Below are 16,512 nucleotides of genomic sequence, written 5' to 3'. Positions count from 1 at the left end.
CGGCGCCGGGATCAGCCGGCGGCGAGGAGTTCCAGCGTGTCGACGACGCGGTTCGAGAAGCCCCACTCGTTGTCGTACCAGGCGACGACCTTGACGTGCCGTCCGTCGACGCGGGTGAGGGCCGAGTCGAAGATCGACGAGGCCGGGTTGCCGACGATGTCGGACGACACCAGCGGGTCGTCGGAGTATTCGAGGATCCCGGCGAGCGGGCCGTCCGCGGCGGCCCGGTAGGCGGCCAGGACCTCGTCGCGCGTCACGTCGCGCGCCACCGTCGTGTTCAGCTCGACGATCGAGCCGACCGGCACGGGCACCCGGATCGAGTCGCCCGAGAGCTTGCCCTCCAGCCGGGGCAGCACCAGGCCGATCGCCTTGGCCGCGCCCGTGGTGGTGGGCACGATGTTGACGGCGGCGGCGCGGGCGCGGCGGGCGTCGCGGTGCGGGCCGTCCTGGAGGTTCTGCTCCTGGGTGTAGGCGTGCACGGTCGTCATGAAGCCGTGCTCGATGCCCGCGAGTTCGTCGAGCACGGCGGCGAGCGGCGCCAGCGCGTTGGTCGTGCAGGAGGCGTTCGACACCACGGTGTGCGCGGCCGGGTCGTAGACCTCGGTGTTGACGCCGTACGCGACCGTGGCGTCGGCGCCGTCCGAGGGCGCGCTGACGAGGACCTTGCCGGCGCCGGCGGCCAGGTGGGCGCGGGCGGCCGCCGCCGAGGTGAAGCGGCCGGTCGACTCCAGCACGACGTCGACGGCCAGCTCCGCCCACGGCAGCTGCGCCGGGTCCCGCTCGGCGAGCACCCGGATGCGGCGGCCGTCGACGACGAGGGTGTCGCCGTCCGTGGTGACCGGGCGGCCGAGGCGGCCCGCCGTGGAGTCGTAGGCGAGCAGTCGGGCGAGGGCGACCGGCTCGGTGAGGTCGTTGACGGCGACGACCTCCAGGTCGCTGCCGCGCTCCAGCAGGGCGCGCAGCACGTTGCGGCCGATCCGGCCGAATCCGTTGATGGCGATGCGAGTCATGAGTGGTGTGTCCCTTCGTCCCTTCGGTGCACCACCAGACTCGCGTGGCAGGTCCGGGCGTGGCCGTGGCCCGAGCGCCATGGTTCGCAAGGATCGCGCCAGGGCGGATCGCGGCGCGCGGAGCCCGCTATTCGCCCCGTGCGAAGGTCCGCCGGTATTCGGTCGGGGTGGTGCCGAGGATGCGCTGGAAGTGCAGCCGCAGGTTGGCGCCCGTGCCGAGCCCGACGTCGTTGGCGATCTGCTCGACCCCGCGCTTGGAGCGTTCCAGCAGCTCGCGGGCCAGGTCGACGCGGGCCCGCATCACCCACTGCATCGGCGTGTAGCCGGTGTCCTCGGCGAAGCGCCGGGAGAACGTGCGCGGGGAGACCGCCGCGTGCCGGGCCAGGGCCTCCAGGGTGAGCGGCTCGCCGAGCCGGTGCAGGGCCCATTCGCGGGTCGCGGCGAAGCGCTCGCCGAGCGGCTCGGGCACGCTGCGCGGCACGTACTGCGCCTGGCCGCCGCTGCGGTAGGGGGCCGCGACCAGCCGCCGGGCCGCGTGGTTGGACGCGGCGATGCCGAGGTCGCCGCGCAGGACGTGCAGGCACAGGTCGATACCGGAGGCGGCGCCGGCCGAGGTGAGCACGCTGCCCTCGTCGACGAACAGCACGTTCTCGTCGACCCGGACGAGCGGGTGCTTGTGCGCCAGGGCGCGCGTGTAGTGCCAGTGCGTCGTGGCCCGCCGCCCGTCCAGCAGCCCCGTCGCGGCGAGCGCGAACGCCCCCGTCGAGATGGCGGCCAGCCGCGCGCCCCGGGTGTGAGCGGCGACCAGCGCCTCGACGACCTCCCGGGGCGGGTCCTCGCGGTCCGGGAAGCGGTAGCCGGGCACGAAGACCGTGTCGGCCCACGCGAGTGCCCCGAGGCCGTGCGCGACGTGGTAGGCCAGCCCGTCGCCGCCGGTCACCAGCCCCGGCGCCGCGCCGCACACCCGTACCTCGTACGGCATGCTCTCGCGGGTCGTGAACACCTGCGCGGGGATGCCGACGTCGAGCGGCTTCGCCCCCTCCAGGACCAGCACGGCGATACGGCGGAGGCGCGAGGACGGCACGTCACCAGGGTACGGGCCCCCGGGCGGCCCGCCCGCCGGCACGACGGCCGCGGGACGGCGGCGAATCCGCCGTCCGCGAATCCGCCGTCCGCGAACCGGCCTGGGCGCGCGGCGGGCGCGGTGCTTGGGTGGGGGGATGGAGATCTTGGTGCTGGGCGGAACGGCGTGGCTCGGGCGCGAGCTGTCGCGGCAGGCGGTCGGGCAGGGGCACGCGGTGACGTGCCTGGCCCGCGGGGAGAGCGGGGACGTCGCGGAGGGGGCCGCCCTGGTGGCGGCCGACCGGCGGGACACCGCGGCGTACGGGCCGCTGGCCGACCGGGAGTGGGACGCGGTCGTCGAGGTGTCCTGGCAGCCCGGTTTCGTGCGCGGGGCGCTCGAAGCGCTCGGCGGCCGGGCGCGGCACTGGACGTACGTCTCCTCCGTCAGCGCCTACGCCTCGCACGCCGTGCCGGGCGCGGACGAGTCGACGCCGCTGCTGGCCCCGACCGCGCTGGACGAGGTGGACAGCGCCCTCTACGGCGAGGCGAAGGCCGCCTGCGAGCGGGATTCGGCGGCCGCGGTGGGCGACCGGCTGCTCGTCGCCCGCGCCGGGCTCATCGGCGGGCCGGGCGACCGGAGCGGCCGCTCGGGCTACTGGGTGGCCCGCGCCGCGCGCGACCCGCGGGGCCCGATGCTCGTGCCCGACACGCCGGACCGGCCCACCCAGGCGGTCGACGTGCGGGATCTCGCCGGGTGGCTGCTCGACGCCGCGGAGAGCCGGACCACCGGCACCTTCGACGCGGTCGGGCCGGTCGTCCCGTTCGGCGAGTGGCTGGAGCTGTCCCGCACCCTCGGCGGGCACACCGGCCCGGTGGTCGCGGCCGGTTCCGCGTGGCTGCTCGCGAACGGCGTGGCCGAGTACATGGGGCCCGAGTCGCTGCCGATGTGGGTGGCCGAGCCGGGCTGGGAGGGCTGGTCGGCCCGCACCGGGGCCGCCGCGCGCGCCGCGGGGCTGCGGCACCGCCCGCGCGCGGAGATGCTCGCCGACACGCTGCGCTGGGAGCGCGCTGAGGGGCTCGACCGGGAGCGCAGGGCGGGCCTCAGCGCCGGACGGGAGCGCGAGCTGCTGGCGGCGCTGGGCTGACGGGCCGCGGGCCGGCCCGGCCGCTGTCGGTGCCGCACGGCACACTGGCCCTCATGACACCGGACGCGCTCAAAGCCATCTGCCTGGGAATGAACGGGGCCGAGGAGACCTTCCCGTTCACCGCGGAGACGTCCGTCTTCAAGGTCGGCGGAAAGATCTTCGCGATCACCGCGCTGGACGCCGAGCCGCTGAGCGTGAGCCTGAAGTGCGACCCGGAGGTGGCGCTGCAACTGCGTACGGCCCACCCGGAGATCACCGGCGGCTGGCATCTGAACAAGCGTCACTGGAACACGGTGCGCCTGGACGGGGCGCTGCCCGACGACCAGGTGCGCGAGATGGTCGAGGACTCCTACGACCTGATCGTCTCCAGGCTTCCGCGCCGCGAGCAGCTGCGGCTGGACTGGCCCGGGGTACGCGAGAACGGAGTACGTGAGAACGGGGTGCGAGGGCCGGGGATACCCGACGACGGGACGCGCTGAGCCGTGCGGGCCGTCGGGCCGCCCGGCCCGGCGCGCCCCCGGCGGTGCGGGCGGCGCCCCGCGCAGGATGGAGGGCGCCCCGCCCGCCGGCCCCGCCGCCCGCTTCCGTGAAGAGGTCCCGCCGTGCCCGCTTCCTCCTCCGGCCGCTACGGCGAGGACGCCTTCCCGCCCGGCCGGGAGGGCGAGGGCGAGCGCATCGACTACGGCGCCCTCGCGTACGACGACGTCACGCTCGCCCACCTGCGCGCCCTCGGTGCGGGCCCCGGCTGGCGGTGCCTCGACGCCGGCGCCGGTACGGGTACGGTCGCGCGCCGGCTGCTGGCCGACGCCGGGGTGGACGGCGTGCTCGCCGTGGACCGCGACGTGCGCTTCCTCGCCGCCCGCCCGGTGCCCGGCCTCGACGTGCTGGAAGCCGATGTCACCGCGGCCCCGGACGCGGTTCCCGGCTCCTTCCGGCTGGTGCACGCCCGGTTCCTGCTGATGCACCTGCCCGAGCCCGAGCGCATGGTCCGGCGGCTGGCGGAGCTGGTCGAGCCGGGCGGCTTCCTGGTCCTCGGCGACGCGGTCGACCTCACCGGCGACCGGGCGCCCGCGTCCCCGTACACGGCGGCGATGCGCGCGATGTGGCAGGGCCTGGAAGCCGCAATCGGGACGGACGCGTCCTGGGTGCCGTCCTACCCCGCGCTGCTGCGGGCGGCCGGGCTGGAATCCGTGGGCGCCGGGATCCATGTGCCGCCGCTGCTGCCGGGCAGCGCGATCAGCCGCTTCTGGGCCGACACCTGGCAGCGCAGCCGCCCGGCCATGCTCGCCACCGGCCTGATCGACGACGCGGGCCTGGACGCGGCCCTGCGCTACCTCGACTCCCCGCGGTGCGCCGCGCTCTCGGCGGGCCTGCTCACCGCCTGGGGCCGCAGGCCACGGCGGTAGCCGCAGGCCCGCGCCGCCGCTCGCCTTGCGGGAGCGGCGGACAGGCGCAGCATGGGAGGAGCGGCATCCGGCGGCGGGAACGAGGGGCGGGACGCACCGGGCCCGCGGGGCGTCCGTGACGCACGCGGCGCGCGGGGGGAAGGCGACCGAGCGAGCGAGAGGAAATCTTCATGCCCTTCGTGACGACGCGGGACGGGGTCGAGATCTTCTACAAGGACTGGGGCCATGGCCGTCCGGTGGTCTTCATCCACGGCTGGCCGCTCAGCGGCGACGCGTGGCAGGACCAGCTCAAGGCGGTGGCCGACGCGGGCTTCCGCGGCATCGCGCACGACCGGCGCGGCCACGGGCGCTCGACTCCGGTCTTCGACGGCTACGACTTCGACACCTTCGCCGACGACCTCGACGACCTGATCACCGGCCTGGACCTGCGCGACGTCACCCTCGTCGCCCACTCCATGGGCGGCGGCGAACTGGCCCGCTACATCGGCCGGCACGGCACGGAGAGGGTCCGCTCGGCGGTGCTGCTCTCGGCGATCCCGCCGATCATGCTCCAGGGGCCGGACAACCCGGAGGGGGTGCCGCAGAAGGCCTTCGACGAGATCAAGGCCGGCATCCTCGCCGAGCGCTCGCAGTTCTGGAAGGACACCTCGGAGGCGTTCTTCGGGGCGAACCGCGAGGGCAGCCGGGCCACCCAGGGCAACCGGGACGCCTTCTGGCTGATGGCGATGGACGAGACGATCGAGGGCGCCGTGGCCTGCGTGGACGCCTTCGCGGCGACCGACTTCCACGCGGACCTCGCGAAGTTCGACGTCCCGACGCTGGTCGTGCACGGCGACGACGACCAGATCGTGCCCTTCGCGGCGACCGGCGCCAAGACGGCGAAGCTGGTCGAGGACGCCGAGCTGAAGGTCTACGAGGGCGGCTCGCACGGCATCGCGCTGGTGCCCGGCGACAAGGAGAAGTTCACCAAGGACCTGCTGGAATTCCTGGCGAAGTGACTCCCCTCCCGTCCCCCGGCGCCGCGGCCCGCCCGCGCCGCCGGGGGACGGCCGGGCCCGGCGGACGGAGAGCGCGGTGGCGACGAAGGCAGCGGTGGACGTGGTGGTGGTCGGCGCCGGGCTCGCGGGGCTCGCGTGCGCGCAGGACCTGGTGGCCGCGGGGCTGCGGGTCCGGGTGCTGGAGGCGTCCGACGGGGTCGGCGGGCGGATGCGCACCGATGTGCGGGACGGCTTCCGCTTCGACCGCGGCTTCCAGGTCGTCAACCCGTCCTACCCGCAACTGCGCCGCCGGCTGCGGGTGGACGAGCTGGACGCGCGGCCGTTCGGCCCCGGCGTCCTGGTGCGCACCCCGCGGGGCATGCTGCGCTTCGCCGATCCGACGCGGGCCCCGCGGCAGGCCGCCGATCTGCTGCCCGGCCGGCTCGGCTCGCTGCGGGACGTGTCCGCGCTGGTCATGCTGTGCGGGCGGGATCTGCTCACGCCGCCGCGGGCGCTCAAGCGGGCGCCGGACCGGACGACCAGGACGGCGCTGGCGGATGCCGCGATCGGCGAGGATCTGGTGGAGCGGCTGCTGCGGCCCTTCCTGTCGGGGGTGTTCCTGGAGGACGAGCTGGAGACCTCCAGCCGCTACTTCCACCTGGTGTGGCGCTCGATGATGCGCGGCAGGCTGTGCCTGCCCGCCCGCGGTGTCGCCGCGGTCCCCGAGCAGCTCGCCGCCGCCCTGCCGGACGGCACGGTGGTGCTCGGCACCCCGGTCGAACGTCTCACCGGGGAAGGGGTGCTGACGGCGTACGGGGAGGAGCAGCCGGCCCGCGCGGTGGTCGTCGCGACCGGCCCGGCGGCCGCCGCGGAGCTGCTGCCGGGACTCGCCGTGCCGCCGGTCCGCGCGGTCACCACGTACTACCACGCCGCCCCGCGGTCGCCGCTGGCCGAGCCGACGCTGGTCGTGGACAGCGCGCGGCGGGTGCTCAACACGGTGGTGCTCAGCGAGGTCGCGCCGTCGTACGCGCCGCGCGGGCGGGCGCTGGTGGCCACCTCGGTCCTGGGCGCGGACGACCCCGCGCGGCGGGAGGCGCGGGTGCGCGACGTGCTGGCCGAGCTGTACGGGACGGACACCCGCGGCTGGGAGCCGGTGGCCGTCTACCCGGTGCCGGAGGCGCTTCCGGCCATGCCACCGCCCTGGCCGCTCTCCCGTACCACCCGCCACTCCCCCGGTGTCCACGTCTGCGGCGACCACCGCGCGACCGGCTCCGTGCAGGGCGCCCTCGCCTCCGGCGCACGCGCCGCCCGCGAGATCCTCGCCGACCGCGCGACCGGCGGGTAGCGGCGTCCGGTCACCGGCGTCGGCGGCCGTACCGGGTGTGGTGCCGCTCGTGGAAGGCGCGGGTGAGCAGGGCGTGGATGTGGTGGCCGAGCTCGTCGGGCCCCGTCAGCGGGTGCGGGAAGGGCAGCCGGGCGTCGAGGTGGCCGTACGGGCGCTCCAGGCGCAGCACGATGCCGTGCCGGTCGAGGGCGAGCGGGACGACGCGGGTGACATCGACGAGCTGCCGGTCCGTCAGCAGCCGGGCCAGCTCGTCCAGGTGCTCCTGGTGGTCCTCGGCCAGGTGCAGCAGCAGCCGCGCCTCGGCGGAGGCGACCGGGTCGGGCCGGGCGGCGGCCAGCTCGCCGGGTGCGACCAGGTGGCGGGCCCCGCGCGCGTCGAACGCGACGGCGCGGACGTCGGCCCGCAGCCGCACCGCCCCGGCAGGCCCCGGTTCGGGCGCCTGCAGCCGGGCGGTGATCCGCACCCGGGCGCGGACCCGGTCGCGTACGGGTACGGGCGCGAGGTCCGTCCACTCCAGCACCGCGGGGATGCCGACCGCCGGGCCGCAGGACGCCTCCGCGGCGGTGCGGCTGTCGACGGGGACGCGCAGCCGCAGGACGCGGCCGTCGAAGTCGGCGGCCACGCCGGTCAGGAAGTCCTCGTGCGCACCGTTGGCCGTCACCCCGGCGGAGCCCGCGGTCGACAGGATGCTGCGGACTTGCTCGGCGGCGCTGGGCTCGCGCGGATCGGCGGTCCTGGTCACACGTCCTCCTCGGGACTTAGGTAAGCCTAACCTTAATATGACACCGAGCCGGGATGTGGACAACGGCAGCCGGAAGTCCCGCGGCGTTCTACGCTGGGTGGTGCAACTGGTTCGCCCTGCCCGCCAGGCAGGCGCGTCGTAAGAGGGAACCCGGTGGGAATCCGGGACTGCCCCGCAGCGGTGAGTGGGAACGACCGCCGTCATACGCACTGGGTCCGGGCCGCGGACCTGGGAAGCGACGGCCAGTAGGAAAACTGCCTTCCGGCAGAGCGCCCGCGAGTCCGAAGACCTGCCCGTTGCCCGTACGCGGACCGTTCCGCGCACGGACATCCCGGTGACCTCGAGGGCGGGTCGGCGACAACCGGCGGGTGGACGTACCCCTTTCGGGGGGAACAGTCCCGACCCGTCCGGCTGCGTCACCCTTCACGCCCCCGTCCCGTCGCCGGGATCTCAGGGATCCGTCTCGTGAAGGAGATCTCCGTGACAACCAAGCCCGCAGCCGCGGCAGCACGGGCCACCGTGTACGGCTACCCCCGCCAGGGTGCCGACCGGGAACTGAAGAAGGCCGTCGAAGGCTACTGGAAGGGCCGCGTCACCGCGGCCGAGCTGCGTAGGACCGCGGCCGAGCTGCGCCGGGCCAACTGGCGGCAGCTGTCCGAGGCCGGCATCGACGAGGTGCCCACCGGCGACTTCTCGCTCTACGACCACGTCCTCGACACCAGCGTCATGGTCGGCGCGATCCCCGCGCGGCACCGCGCCGCGGTCGAGGCCGACCCGCTCGACGGCTACTTCGCGATGGCCCGCGGCACGCAGGACGTCGCGCCGCTGGAGATGACGAAGTGGTTCGACACGAACTACCACTACCTGGTGCCCGAGCTGGGGCCCGACACCGTCTTCGCCCCCGACCCCGCCAAGCAGCTCGTCGAGCTGGCCGAGGCCCTGGCGCAGGGGCTGACCCCGCGGCCGGTGCTCGTCGGACCCGTCACGTACCTGCTGCTGGCCAAGCCCGCGCCCGGCGCGCCCGCGGACTTCGAGCCGCTGAGCCTGCTGGACCGGCTGCTGCCCGTCTACGCCGCGGTGCTGGCCGGGCTGCGCGCGGCGGGCGCCGAGTGGGTGCAGCTCGACGAGCCCGCGCTCGTCCAGGACCGGGACGCCGCCGAACTCGACGCCGCCGCCCGCGCCTACCGCGCGCTGGGCTCCCTGACGGACCGCCCGAAGCTGCTGGTCGCCTCCTACTTCGACCGGCTCGGCGAGGCCCTGCCGGTGCTGGCCGAAGCCCCGGTCGAGGGCCTGGCCCTGGACTTCACCGGCCCGGCCGCCGGCAATCTCGACGGCCTCGCGGCGGCCGGCGGACTGCCCGGCAGGCGCCTGGTCGCGGGTGTCGTCGACGGCCGCAACATCTGGACCGCCGACCTGCGCAAGGCGCTCGCCACCCTCGGCACCCTGCTGGGGCTGGCCGGTCAGGTCGACGTCGCCGCGTCCTGCTCGCTGCTGCACGTGCCGCTCGACGCCGCCGCCGAGACCGGCCTCGACCCGCAGGTGCTGCCCTGGCTCGCCTTCGCCCGGCAGAAGACCGCCGAGATCGCCACCCTCGCCGCGGGCCTGTCCCGCGGCACGGAGGCCGTCGCCGACGAGCTGGCCGCCAACCGCGCCGCGCTCGACTCGCGCGCGGCCTCCCCGCTCACCCGCGACCCGGCCGTCCGCGAGCGGGCCGCGGCCGTCACCGCCGCCGACGCCCGCCGCGCGCAGCCGTACGACGAGCGCACCACCGCCCAGCGGGCCCGGTTGCGGCTGCCGCTGCTGCCGACCACGACGATCGGCTCCTTCCCGCAGACCGGCGAGCTGCGCACCGCCCGCGCCGACCTGCGGGCCGGACGCATCGACACCGCCGGCTACGAGGAGCGGATGCGCGACGCCGTCCGCGAGGTCATCGCCTTCCAGGAGAAGACCGGCCTGGACGTCCTCGTGCACGGCGAGCCCGAGCGCAACGACATGGTCCAGTACTTCGCCGAGCAGCTCACCGGCTACCTGGCCACCCGGCACGGCTGGGTCCAGTCCTACGGCACCCGGTACGTGCGCCCGCCGATCCTGGCGGGTGACATCTCCCGCCCCGGGCCCATGACCGTGCGCTGGACGTCCTACGCCCAGTCGCTCACCGACCGGCCGGTCAAGGGCATGCTCACCGGACCGGTCACGATGCTCGCCTGGTCCTTCGTCCGCGACGACCAGCCGCTCGGCGACACCGCCCGGCAGGTCGCCCTGGCGCTGCGCGACGAGGTCGCCGACCTGGAGGCCGCGGGCACCGCCGTGATCCAGGTGGACGAGCCCGCGCTGCGCGAGACTCTGCCGCTGCGTGCCGCCGACCGGCCGGCGTACCTGGCGTGGGCCACCGAGGCCTTCCGGATCACCACCGCCGGGGTGCGCGCGGACACCCAGGTCCACACGCACATGTGCTACGCGGAGTTCGGCGACATCGTGCAGGCCATCGACGACCTCGACGCGGACGTCATCAGCCTGGAGGCGGCCCGCTCGCACATGCAGGTGGCCCGCGAGCTGGCCGCGCACGGCTACCCGCGCGAGGCCGGTCCGGGCGTCTACGACATCCACTCGCCCCGCGTCCCCGGCGCCGACGAGGCGGCCCGGATGCTGCGCACCGGGCTGAAGGCCATCCCCGCGGAGAGGCTGTGGGTCAACCCCGACTGCGGTCTGAAGACCCGCGGCTGGCCCGAGACCCGGGCGTCGCTGGAGAACCTGGTGGCCGCGGCCCGCACGGTCCGCGCCGAGCTGGACGCCTGACCCGCGCCCGGCGCCCGGCGTTGCCGCGCGGCAACGCCGGGCGCCGGGCCGGACCGGCCGCGTGTCAGGCCCGGCGTGCCGCCAGCCGCGTCACCCCGGCCGCGCACCGGTGCAGCGTGCCGAGCGGGTGCGGCTCGCCGTGCCCGGGGGTCTCGACGCCTGCCAGCAGTACGTTCCACGGCAGCGCGCTGTCGGTCTCGACAGTGATCTCGTCACCGGCGCGGGTGACGGTGAAGGTGACCGGCGTGCCCGAGCCGTCCGGCGCGGGCACCGGCGTCACGGTGGTGGCGCCGTCGGCCGGCGCGTACACCCGCAGGGTCACGCCGTCCGCCCAGTCGGACACCGGCCCGTCCGAGGAGGCCCCGAAGGGGATCACCGCGCCGGGCCGGGCGAGCAGCGGCAGGGTGTCGAGCGGGTGCGTCTCGCGCCGCCAGCCCGGGCCCTCGACCCGCTCACCGGTCAGCACGCTGGTCCAGGTGCCCGCGGGGACGTAGAAGTCGACCGTGCCGTCCGCGCTGAAGACCGGGGCGACCAGCAGGTCGCCGCCCAGCATGTACTGCCGGTCCAGGGTGGCGCAGGCCGGGTCGTCGGGGAATTCCAGCAGCATGGCCCGCATCACCGGCGTGCCCGTGTCCCGGGCCTGCCCGGCGGCGCGGTAAAGGTAGGGCATCAGCCGGTGCTTGAGGCGCGTGAAGGCGGCGGTGACCGGGACGGCCTGCTCGCCGTACTCCCACGGCACCCGGTAGGACCGGCTGCCGTGCAGCCTGCTGTGCGAGGACAGCAGGCCGAACTGCACCCAGCGGGCGAAGAGTTCGGGCGTCGGGGTGCCCTCGAAGCCGCCGATGTCGTGGCTCCAGAAGCCGAAGCCGCCCAGGCCCAGCGACAGCCCGCCGCGCAGCGACTCGGCCATCGCCTCGAAGGTCGACTCGCAGTCGCCGCCCCAGTGCACGGGCATCTGCTGCCCGCCGGCGGTCGCCGAGCGGGCGAAGAGCACCGCCTCGTCCTCGCCCCGCACCTCGCGCAGCAGGTCGAAGACCGTCTCGTTGTAGAGCTGGGTGTAGTAGTTGTGCATCCGCCGCGGGTCGGAGCCGTCGGACCAGGCGACGTCGACCGGGATCCGCTCGCCGAAGTCGGTCTTGAAGCAGTCCACGCCCTGGTCCAGCAGGACGCGCAGCTTGGACGCGTACCAGGCGCGCGCGTCGGGGTCGGTGAAGTCCACCAGGCCCATCCCGGCCTGCCACTGGTCCCACTGCCACACGCTGCCGTCCGGCCGCCGGACCAGGTAGCCGTGCGCGGCGCCCTCGGCGAACAGCGGGGACTTCTGCGCGATGTAGGGGTTGATCCACACGCAGATCCGCAGGCCCCGCTCCTTCAGCCGGGCCAGCATGCCCTCCGGGTCGGGGAAGACCGCGGGGTCCCAGGTGAAGTCGCACCATTGGTAGGGGCGCATCCAGAAGCAGTCGAAGTGGAAGACGCTCAGCGGGATTCCGGCGTCGGCCATGCCCTGGACGAAGCCGGTGACGGTGTCCTCGTCGTAGTCCGTGGTGAAGGACGTGGACAGCCACAGGCCGAAGGACCAGGCGGGCGGCAGCGCGGGGCGGCCGGTCAGGGCGGTGTAGCGGGCGAGGATCTCCTTCGGGCCGGGGCCGTGGACGACGTAGAACTCCACGGACTGGTCCTCGACGCTGAACTGCGCCTTGCCGACGAGCTCCGAGCCGATCTCGTACGACACCCTGCCGGGGTGGTTGACGAAGACGCCGTAGCCGCGGTTGGTGAGGTGGAAGGGGACGTTCTTGTACGCCTGCTCGCTGCTCGTACCGCCGTCCTCCTGCCAGACGTCGACGCTCTGGCCGTTCCTGGTGAACGCGGTGAAGCGCTCGCCGAGGCCGTAGACGTACTCGCCGACGCCCAGGGCCGCGCGGGCGACCATGTGGTGGCGGCCCTCGGCGTCGGTCACGAAGCCGAGGCTCTTCTCGCCGAAGGAGGTGAGCGGGGTGCCGCCGGCGCTGAAACCGAGGTGCCAGGGCTGCTCGGTGTCGATGCGCAGGCTCAGCCCGCCCGAGGTCAGCTCGACCACGGAGCCCTCGCGGACCGCGCTCCCGTACCGCCCCTCGCCGGGCAGCGCGAATTCCGGGAGCCCGCGCACGGCGCCGGCGTGGTGGGTGGACCGCACACCGATCACGCCCTCGGCGGGGGACCAGCACTCCACCGTCAGCAGCGGGCTGTTGAGGGTGTCGCCGCGGTGGCCGACCTCGCGGACGGCCGCGGACAGGGTGACGCGGTCCTCGGTGACGCTCGCGTCGGCGACCTCGGCCGCGAAGCGGGCGGTGACGCCCGGCCGCAGCAGCCAGTAGCCGTCGGTGAACTTCATGGAGGTCTCCTGCTCTGTCGCCCGGTCGCTCGCCGGTCATGTGTCGAATCGATTTCCTGACCGTCCCGGCAAGGTTAGGCACTGCCGGGCGGGGCGGCAAGGGTGTTCCGGGCGGGACCTGCCGCCCGGCGCGCGGCGGCGGGGCGCGGCCGGGTCAGGCGGGCGGCGGGCGCAGCGCGCCGCCGCCGAGCAACTCCGGGGCGAGGAGCACCTGCCGGGGGGCGGATCCGCCGGGCGCGGCCTGCTCGCGGGCGCGCCCGCGGCCCCTGGCGGGGCGGCGCGCGTCGGCGTCCTCGACGGCCAGCTCCACGGCGGTGGAGCCCATCGCGGGCACGGGCAGCTCGATCCGCGGCAGCCGCGCGCACGAGGAGTCGCCCGGCAGCGAGCCGATGACGACGACGGCCAGGTCCTCCGGCACCCGGTGGCCGAGCGCGCCCGCCGCCGCCAGGACGTGGCTCCAGGCGGTCGGATGCTGGACGACCAGGGCGGACGGCGGCCCGGCGGGCCCGGCCAGCAGCACGCGCAGCAGGCCGGCCGCCTCGGCGGGGCCGTCGGCCGTGTGCGCGACGCGGACCGCGGCGCCGGTCTCCCGGCCGCCGCGCCGGGCGCCCGCGATCCCGTAGAGCGCGGCGCTGCGCCGGGCACGTACCTCCTCCTCGGCGGAGCCGAGGTAGACGACCTCGCGGTGGCCGGCGACCGCGAGTTCGCGGACGGCGAGCACGGCGGCCTGCTCCCAGTCGAGGTCGATCCACGGCAAGGCCGCCTCGTCCGCCGGGCGCCCGATCAGCGCGGCCGGGAAGTCCAGCTCCCTGACCACCTCGATACGCGGGTCCTCCAGGTCGACGGCCATGATCACGGCGGCGTCCGCGAGGCCGCTGACCGCGACCCGGCGCAGGCCCGAGGCCTTGTCGCCCGAGGTGGCCAGCAGCAGGTCGTAGCCCAGGCGGTGGGCGGCGTCGGCGGTCTCGATCGCGAACCGGCCGTCCACGGCGTGCCGTCCGCCGCCCGGACCGCCCACCCCTTCACCGCGGGGCAGGGCCAGCGCCACCACCTGGGTGCGCCCGCTGCGCAGCATGCGCGCGCCGGCCCGCGGGTGGTAGTCGAGCGCCTCGACGGCCTCGCGCACCCGCTGCCGGGTCTCCTCGGTGGTGCTGCGGTCGCCGTTCAGCACGTAGGACACGGTGCTGGGAGCGACACCCGCGCGCCGCGCGACGTCTCTGATGCTGGCCATCGTCGACCTCCGGTCCGCCCTGGCCACCGGCGCCGGGGAGAGCCGTCATGGTAACCGCGGACGGTCAGACGGCCGCCGGACGGAGGGCGGAGACGATGCCGGCGAACCGCTCGGCCGCGAACTCCGCCTCCTCCATGGCCATCGTCAGCGGCGGCATGAGTACGACGGTGTCGGGCGTGTAGTGGACGAGCAGGCCCTGTTCCCGGCACGCCCGCTCCAGGTCGCGCCGGTCCGGCATCGACAGCGGGCTGCCGTTGTCGTCCACCAGGTCCAGGCCCACGTAGGCGCCGACGGTCCGGATGCCGTTCACGGCGGGCGCCCCGGCGAGCAGTTCGCCGAGCCGGTCGCCGAGGTACGTGCCCAGCGCCCGGCCGCGTGCCACCAGGTCCTCGGCGGTGTACGCGCGGATCGCCGCGAGGGCGGCGGCGCACGCGACCGGGTGGCCGTCGGTGGTCGACGCGTGCGCGAAGACCGTGCTGCCGGTGTCGAACGCCGCGTGGACCGCGCGGGTCGTGAGCACCGCGCCCAGCGCCGCGTACCCGGCGGTGATGCCCTTGGCCAGGCACATGACGTCCGGCGCCACCCCGGAGATGCCGGCCGCGAACATCTCGCCCATCCGTCCGAAGCCGGTGAAGGCCTCGTCGAAGACGAGCAGGATGCCGTGCTTCGTGCAGTAGTCGCGCGCGGCGCGCAGGTAGGCGCTGGGCAGCGGCTGCCCGTTGCGCCCCTTCACCGGCTCGACGACGAACGCGGCGATGTTCTCCGCGCCCAGCGCGTCGAGCTGCCCGGCCAGCGCGGTGCCGTCGTCGTCGGCGGCCGGCTCGGGGATGTGCCGGAAGCCCTCCGGCATCGGGCCGAACGTCCAGTGCATGATGCGCTGCCCGCTCGCCGCCATGGCCGCGGTCGGGCTGCCGTGGTAGCTGTCGCGCAGGCCGACGATCAGCCGGCGGTCCCGGTGGCCGGTGTTGCGCTGGTAGGAGCGGGCCATCAGGATCGCGCTCTCGACGGCCGCGCCACCGGTGTGGCAGAAGCGCACCCGGTCCAGCCCTGCGGGGGCGATACGGGTGAGCTCCCGGGCCAGGTCGACGACCACCGGCGCCGGCAGCTCCCACCGCACCATGCAGACGTACGGCAGCTCGCGCGCCTGCCGGCACATCGCGTCCACCACGTCCGCCCGGCCGTAGCCGAGCATCATGTTGCCCACCCCCGCGCGGGCGTCGAGGGCGCGGTTGCCGGCCGCGTCGATCAGCCAGCTGCCCTCCCCCTTGACCCACAGGTCCTGCGGGGTGTTCCGCTCCAGGATCGTGGACGTGGGGACCGTCCCGTGCCAGAGGGGGTAGTCGTCGTGGTCCCATGTGCTCGGCGTCGTCATGGCCGTCTCTTCCGGGGTCGGCGGTGCCTGACGTTACTTGACGGGTGCCTGGACCACGGCGCAGGTGAAGGTGTATCCGCCGGTCCCCTGGATGAGCATGCCGTACTCGCCCGGGTTGAGGTCGGCCTCGATGTCCACCAGGTTCGCCAGGAAGTCACCGGCGCCGAGGCAGCCGGTGGTGCACTCCAGGTAGCGCGGGTCGCCGCCGATGAACTCCTTGATCGCGGGCTTGAACATGCCCTCGCGCATGTTCCTGGTCAGCCGCGGCAGCGCGACGGCGCTGATGTCGGAGGGCCCGATGCCCGCCTTGGCGAGCGCGCCCATGACCAGGTCGTGCAGCTTCGGGACGGCGAGCTTGACCATGCGCCCGGCCGCACCGGACTCCCGGAACACCTTGTTGGCCGCGCGCAGGTCGATCGGCGTTCCGTGGCCCAGCGGGACGGAGGTGAAGTCGGCCTCCCCGCGCATCTGGATCTCCCACTCGGAGTCCGACACCATGTCGAGCGACAGCAGGTGCAGGACGTCGGCGCCCTCTCCGGTCCGGCCGAGGACGACCGCGGCCGCCGAGTCCGAGTACGTCGCGTCGTCGTCGCTGGCCCAGCGGTCGAAGCCGGGCAGGCTGAAGCGGTCGGAGCTGGTGACGAGCACCGCGCTCTGCTCGGGGGTGGCGGTCAGCCACTTGGCCGCGATCTGAAGGGCGACGGCGCCGCCGTTGCAGAGCTGGTGGACGTTGATGGGGAGCGCGTCGTCGATCCCGGCCTGGTGGGCGACGTAGTGGGCCGGCGACCACATGTCGAAGCCCTGGTGGTAGCTGTGCGCGTGCACCACGCAGCCGACGGCGCCGCGGTCGACGCCGCTGCTGTCGAGAGCGCTGCCCGCGGCCTGCGCGGCCATCCGGGGCGGCGCGACGTCCTCCGGGGCGACGTGCAGTTCCGAGATGCCGATGCGCTCCATGTCCGCTGCGCTGAGCGCACCCTCGGCCGGACCCTCCTTGTCTTCCGGAAGCCAGAGGGTCGCCGCCTTGATGCTCAGCCCCGTCGCAGTCACTGTGTTTT

At 75.0% G+C, this 16,512-nt stretch carries 13 protein-coding genes and 1 riboswitch; of the genes, 6 read left to right on the top strand and 7 right to left on the bottom strand.

Translation table 11 applies throughout. The annotated features are described in order from the left end of the window. Positions 1–11: 11 nt before the first annotated feature. Together gap and ACH4SL_RS08290 are read right to left on the bottom strand one after the other, a co-directional pair. Entirely contained in the window at positions 12–1,010 is a 999-nt protein-coding gene (gene gap, locus ACH4SL_RS08295) for a type I glyceraldehyde-3-phosphate dehydrogenase (protein ID WP_398442628.1), read from the bottom strand. Positions 1,011–1,137: 127 nt separating this feature from the next. Beyond that, on the bottom strand, positions 1,138–2,094 hold the full coding sequence (locus tag ACH4SL_RS08290; RefSeq protein ID WP_398442627.1) for a GlxA family transcriptional regulator: 957 nt from the start codon (positions 2,092–2,094) through the stop codon (positions 1,138–1,140). Between the two features lie 136 nt (positions 2,095–2,230). Between ACH4SL_RS08290 and ACH4SL_RS08285 the strand changes: the two genes are divergently transcribed. The 5 genes from ACH4SL_RS08285 (at position 2,231) to ACH4SL_RS08265 (ending at position 6,945) form a co-directional block, all read left to right on the top strand. After that, positions 2,231–3,217: an oxidoreductase gene (locus ACH4SL_RS08285; protein WP_398442626.1), complete on the top strand. Its 987-nt coding sequence runs from the start codon at positions 2,231–2,233 to the stop codon at positions 3,215–3,217. A gap of 53 nt (positions 3,218–3,270) precedes the next feature. Beyond that, positions 3,271–3,696: an MmcQ/YjbR family DNA-binding protein gene (locus ACH4SL_RS08280; protein ID WP_398442625.1), complete on the top strand. Its 426-nt coding sequence runs from the start codon at positions 3,271–3,273 to the stop codon at positions 3,694–3,696. A 123-nt stretch (positions 3,697–3,819) separates the two neighbouring features. Beyond that, complete coding sequence (locus ACH4SL_RS08275; protein ID WP_398442624.1) at positions 3,820–4,623, top strand: class I SAM-dependent methyltransferase; 804 nt, start codon at positions 3,820–3,822, stop codon at positions 4,621–4,623. A gap of 170 nt (positions 4,624–4,793) precedes the next feature. Beyond that, on the top strand, positions 4,794–5,621 hold the full coding sequence (locus tag ACH4SL_RS08270; protein WP_398442623.1) for an alpha/beta fold hydrolase: 828 nt from the start codon (positions 4,794–4,796) through the stop codon (positions 5,619–5,621). A 76-nt stretch (positions 5,622–5,697) separates the two neighbouring features. Beyond that, positions 5,698–6,945 (top strand): NAD(P)/FAD-dependent oxidoreductase, encoded by a 1,248-nt coding sequence (locus ACH4SL_RS08265; protein ID WP_398442622.1) that lies wholly within the window; start codon positions 5,698–5,700, stop codon positions 6,943–6,945. A 10-nt stretch (positions 6,946–6,955) separates the two neighbouring features. Here the strand turns inward: ACH4SL_RS08265 and ACH4SL_RS08260 are convergent, their stop codons facing one another. Beyond that, a complete protein-coding gene (locus tag ACH4SL_RS08260) occupies positions 6,956–7,687 on the bottom strand; it encodes a DUF2470 domain-containing protein (protein ID WP_398442621.1) in 732 nt (243 codons plus the stop codon). A 90-nt stretch (positions 7,688–7,777) separates the two neighbouring features. Further along, a riboswitch (cobalamin riboswitch) is annotated at positions 7,778–7,999 on the top strand. Between the two features lie 168 nt (positions 8,000–8,167). On the opposite strand from ACH4SL_RS08260, the gene metE reads away from it, so the two are divergent. Next, the gene (gene metE, locus ACH4SL_RS08255; RefSeq protein WP_398442620.1) at positions 8,168–10,483 is read left to right on the top strand and encodes a 5-methyltetrahydropteroyltriglutamate--homocysteine S-methyltransferase; all 2,316 of its coding nucleotides are present in this window, start codon (positions 8,168–8,170) and stop codon (positions 10,481–10,483) included. Positions 10,484–10,547: 64 nt separating this feature from the next. Here the strand turns inward: metE and yicI are convergent, their stop codons facing one another. The 4 genes from yicI to ACH4SL_RS08235 all read right to left on the bottom strand — a co-directional run bounded on the left by yicI (position 10,548) and on the right by ACH4SL_RS08235 (position 16,504). Continuing rightward, a complete protein-coding gene (gene yicI / locus ACH4SL_RS08250; protein WP_398442619.1) occupies positions 10,548–12,854 on the bottom strand; it encodes an alpha-xylosidase in 2,307 nt (768 codons plus the stop codon). Between the two features lie 154 nt (positions 12,855–13,008). Next, the gene (locus ACH4SL_RS08245; RefSeq protein ID WP_398442618.1) at positions 13,009–14,085 is read right to left on the bottom strand and encodes a LacI family DNA-binding transcriptional regulator; all 1,077 of its coding nucleotides are present in this window, start codon (positions 14,083–14,085) and stop codon (positions 13,009–13,011) included. Between the two features lie 64 nt (positions 14,086–14,149). Further along, positions 14,150–15,457: an aspartate aminotransferase family protein gene (locus ACH4SL_RS08240; RefSeq protein ID WP_398442617.1), complete on the bottom strand. Its 1,308-nt coding sequence runs from the start codon at positions 15,455–15,457 to the stop codon at positions 14,150–14,152. A gap of 33 nt (positions 15,458–15,490) precedes the next feature. Continuing rightward, entirely contained in the window at positions 15,491–16,504 is a 1,014-nt protein-coding gene (locus ACH4SL_RS08235) for a ketoacyl-ACP synthase III family protein (RefSeq protein ID WP_398442616.1), read from the bottom strand. Positions 16,505–16,512: the final 8 nt, after the last annotated feature.

This window comes from Streptomyces sp. NPDC021020 (genome assembly GCF_044333285.1).
Classification (GTDB): Bacteria; Actinomycetota; Actinomycetes; order Streptomycetales; family Streptomycetaceae; genus Actinacidiphila.
This window is presented reverse-complemented; position numbering and strand designations above follow the sequence as displayed.

Bases quoted from the DNA above. Each gene is read 5' to 3' on its own strand.
- ACH4SL_RS08240 (WP_398442617.1), bottom strand. From the start codon at position 15,457: ATGACGACGCCGAGCACATGGGACCACGACGACTACCCCCTCTGGCAC.
- ACH4SL_RS08270 (WP_398442623.1), top strand. From the start codon at position 4,794: ATGCCCTTCGTGACGACGCGGGACGGGGTCGAGATCTTCTACAAGGAC.
- gap (WP_398442628.1), bottom strand. From the start codon at position 1,010: ATGACTCGCATCGCCATCAACGGATTCGGCCGGATCGGCCGCAACGTG.
- ACH4SL_RS08285 (WP_398442626.1), top strand. From the start codon at position 2,231: ATGGAGATCTTGGTGCTGGGCGGAACGGCGTGGCTCGGGCGCGAGCTG.
- yicI (WP_398442619.1), bottom strand. From the start codon at position 12,854: ATGAAGTTCACCGACGGCTACTGGCTGCTGCGGCCGGGCGTCACCGCC.
- ACH4SL_RS08280 (WP_398442625.1), top strand. From the start codon at position 3,271: ATGACACCGGACGCGCTCAAAGCCATCTGCCTGGGAATGAACGGGGCC.
- ACH4SL_RS08245 (WP_398442618.1), bottom strand. From the start codon at position 14,085: ATGGCCAGCATCAGAGACGTCGCGCGGCGCGCGGGTGTCGCTCCCAGC.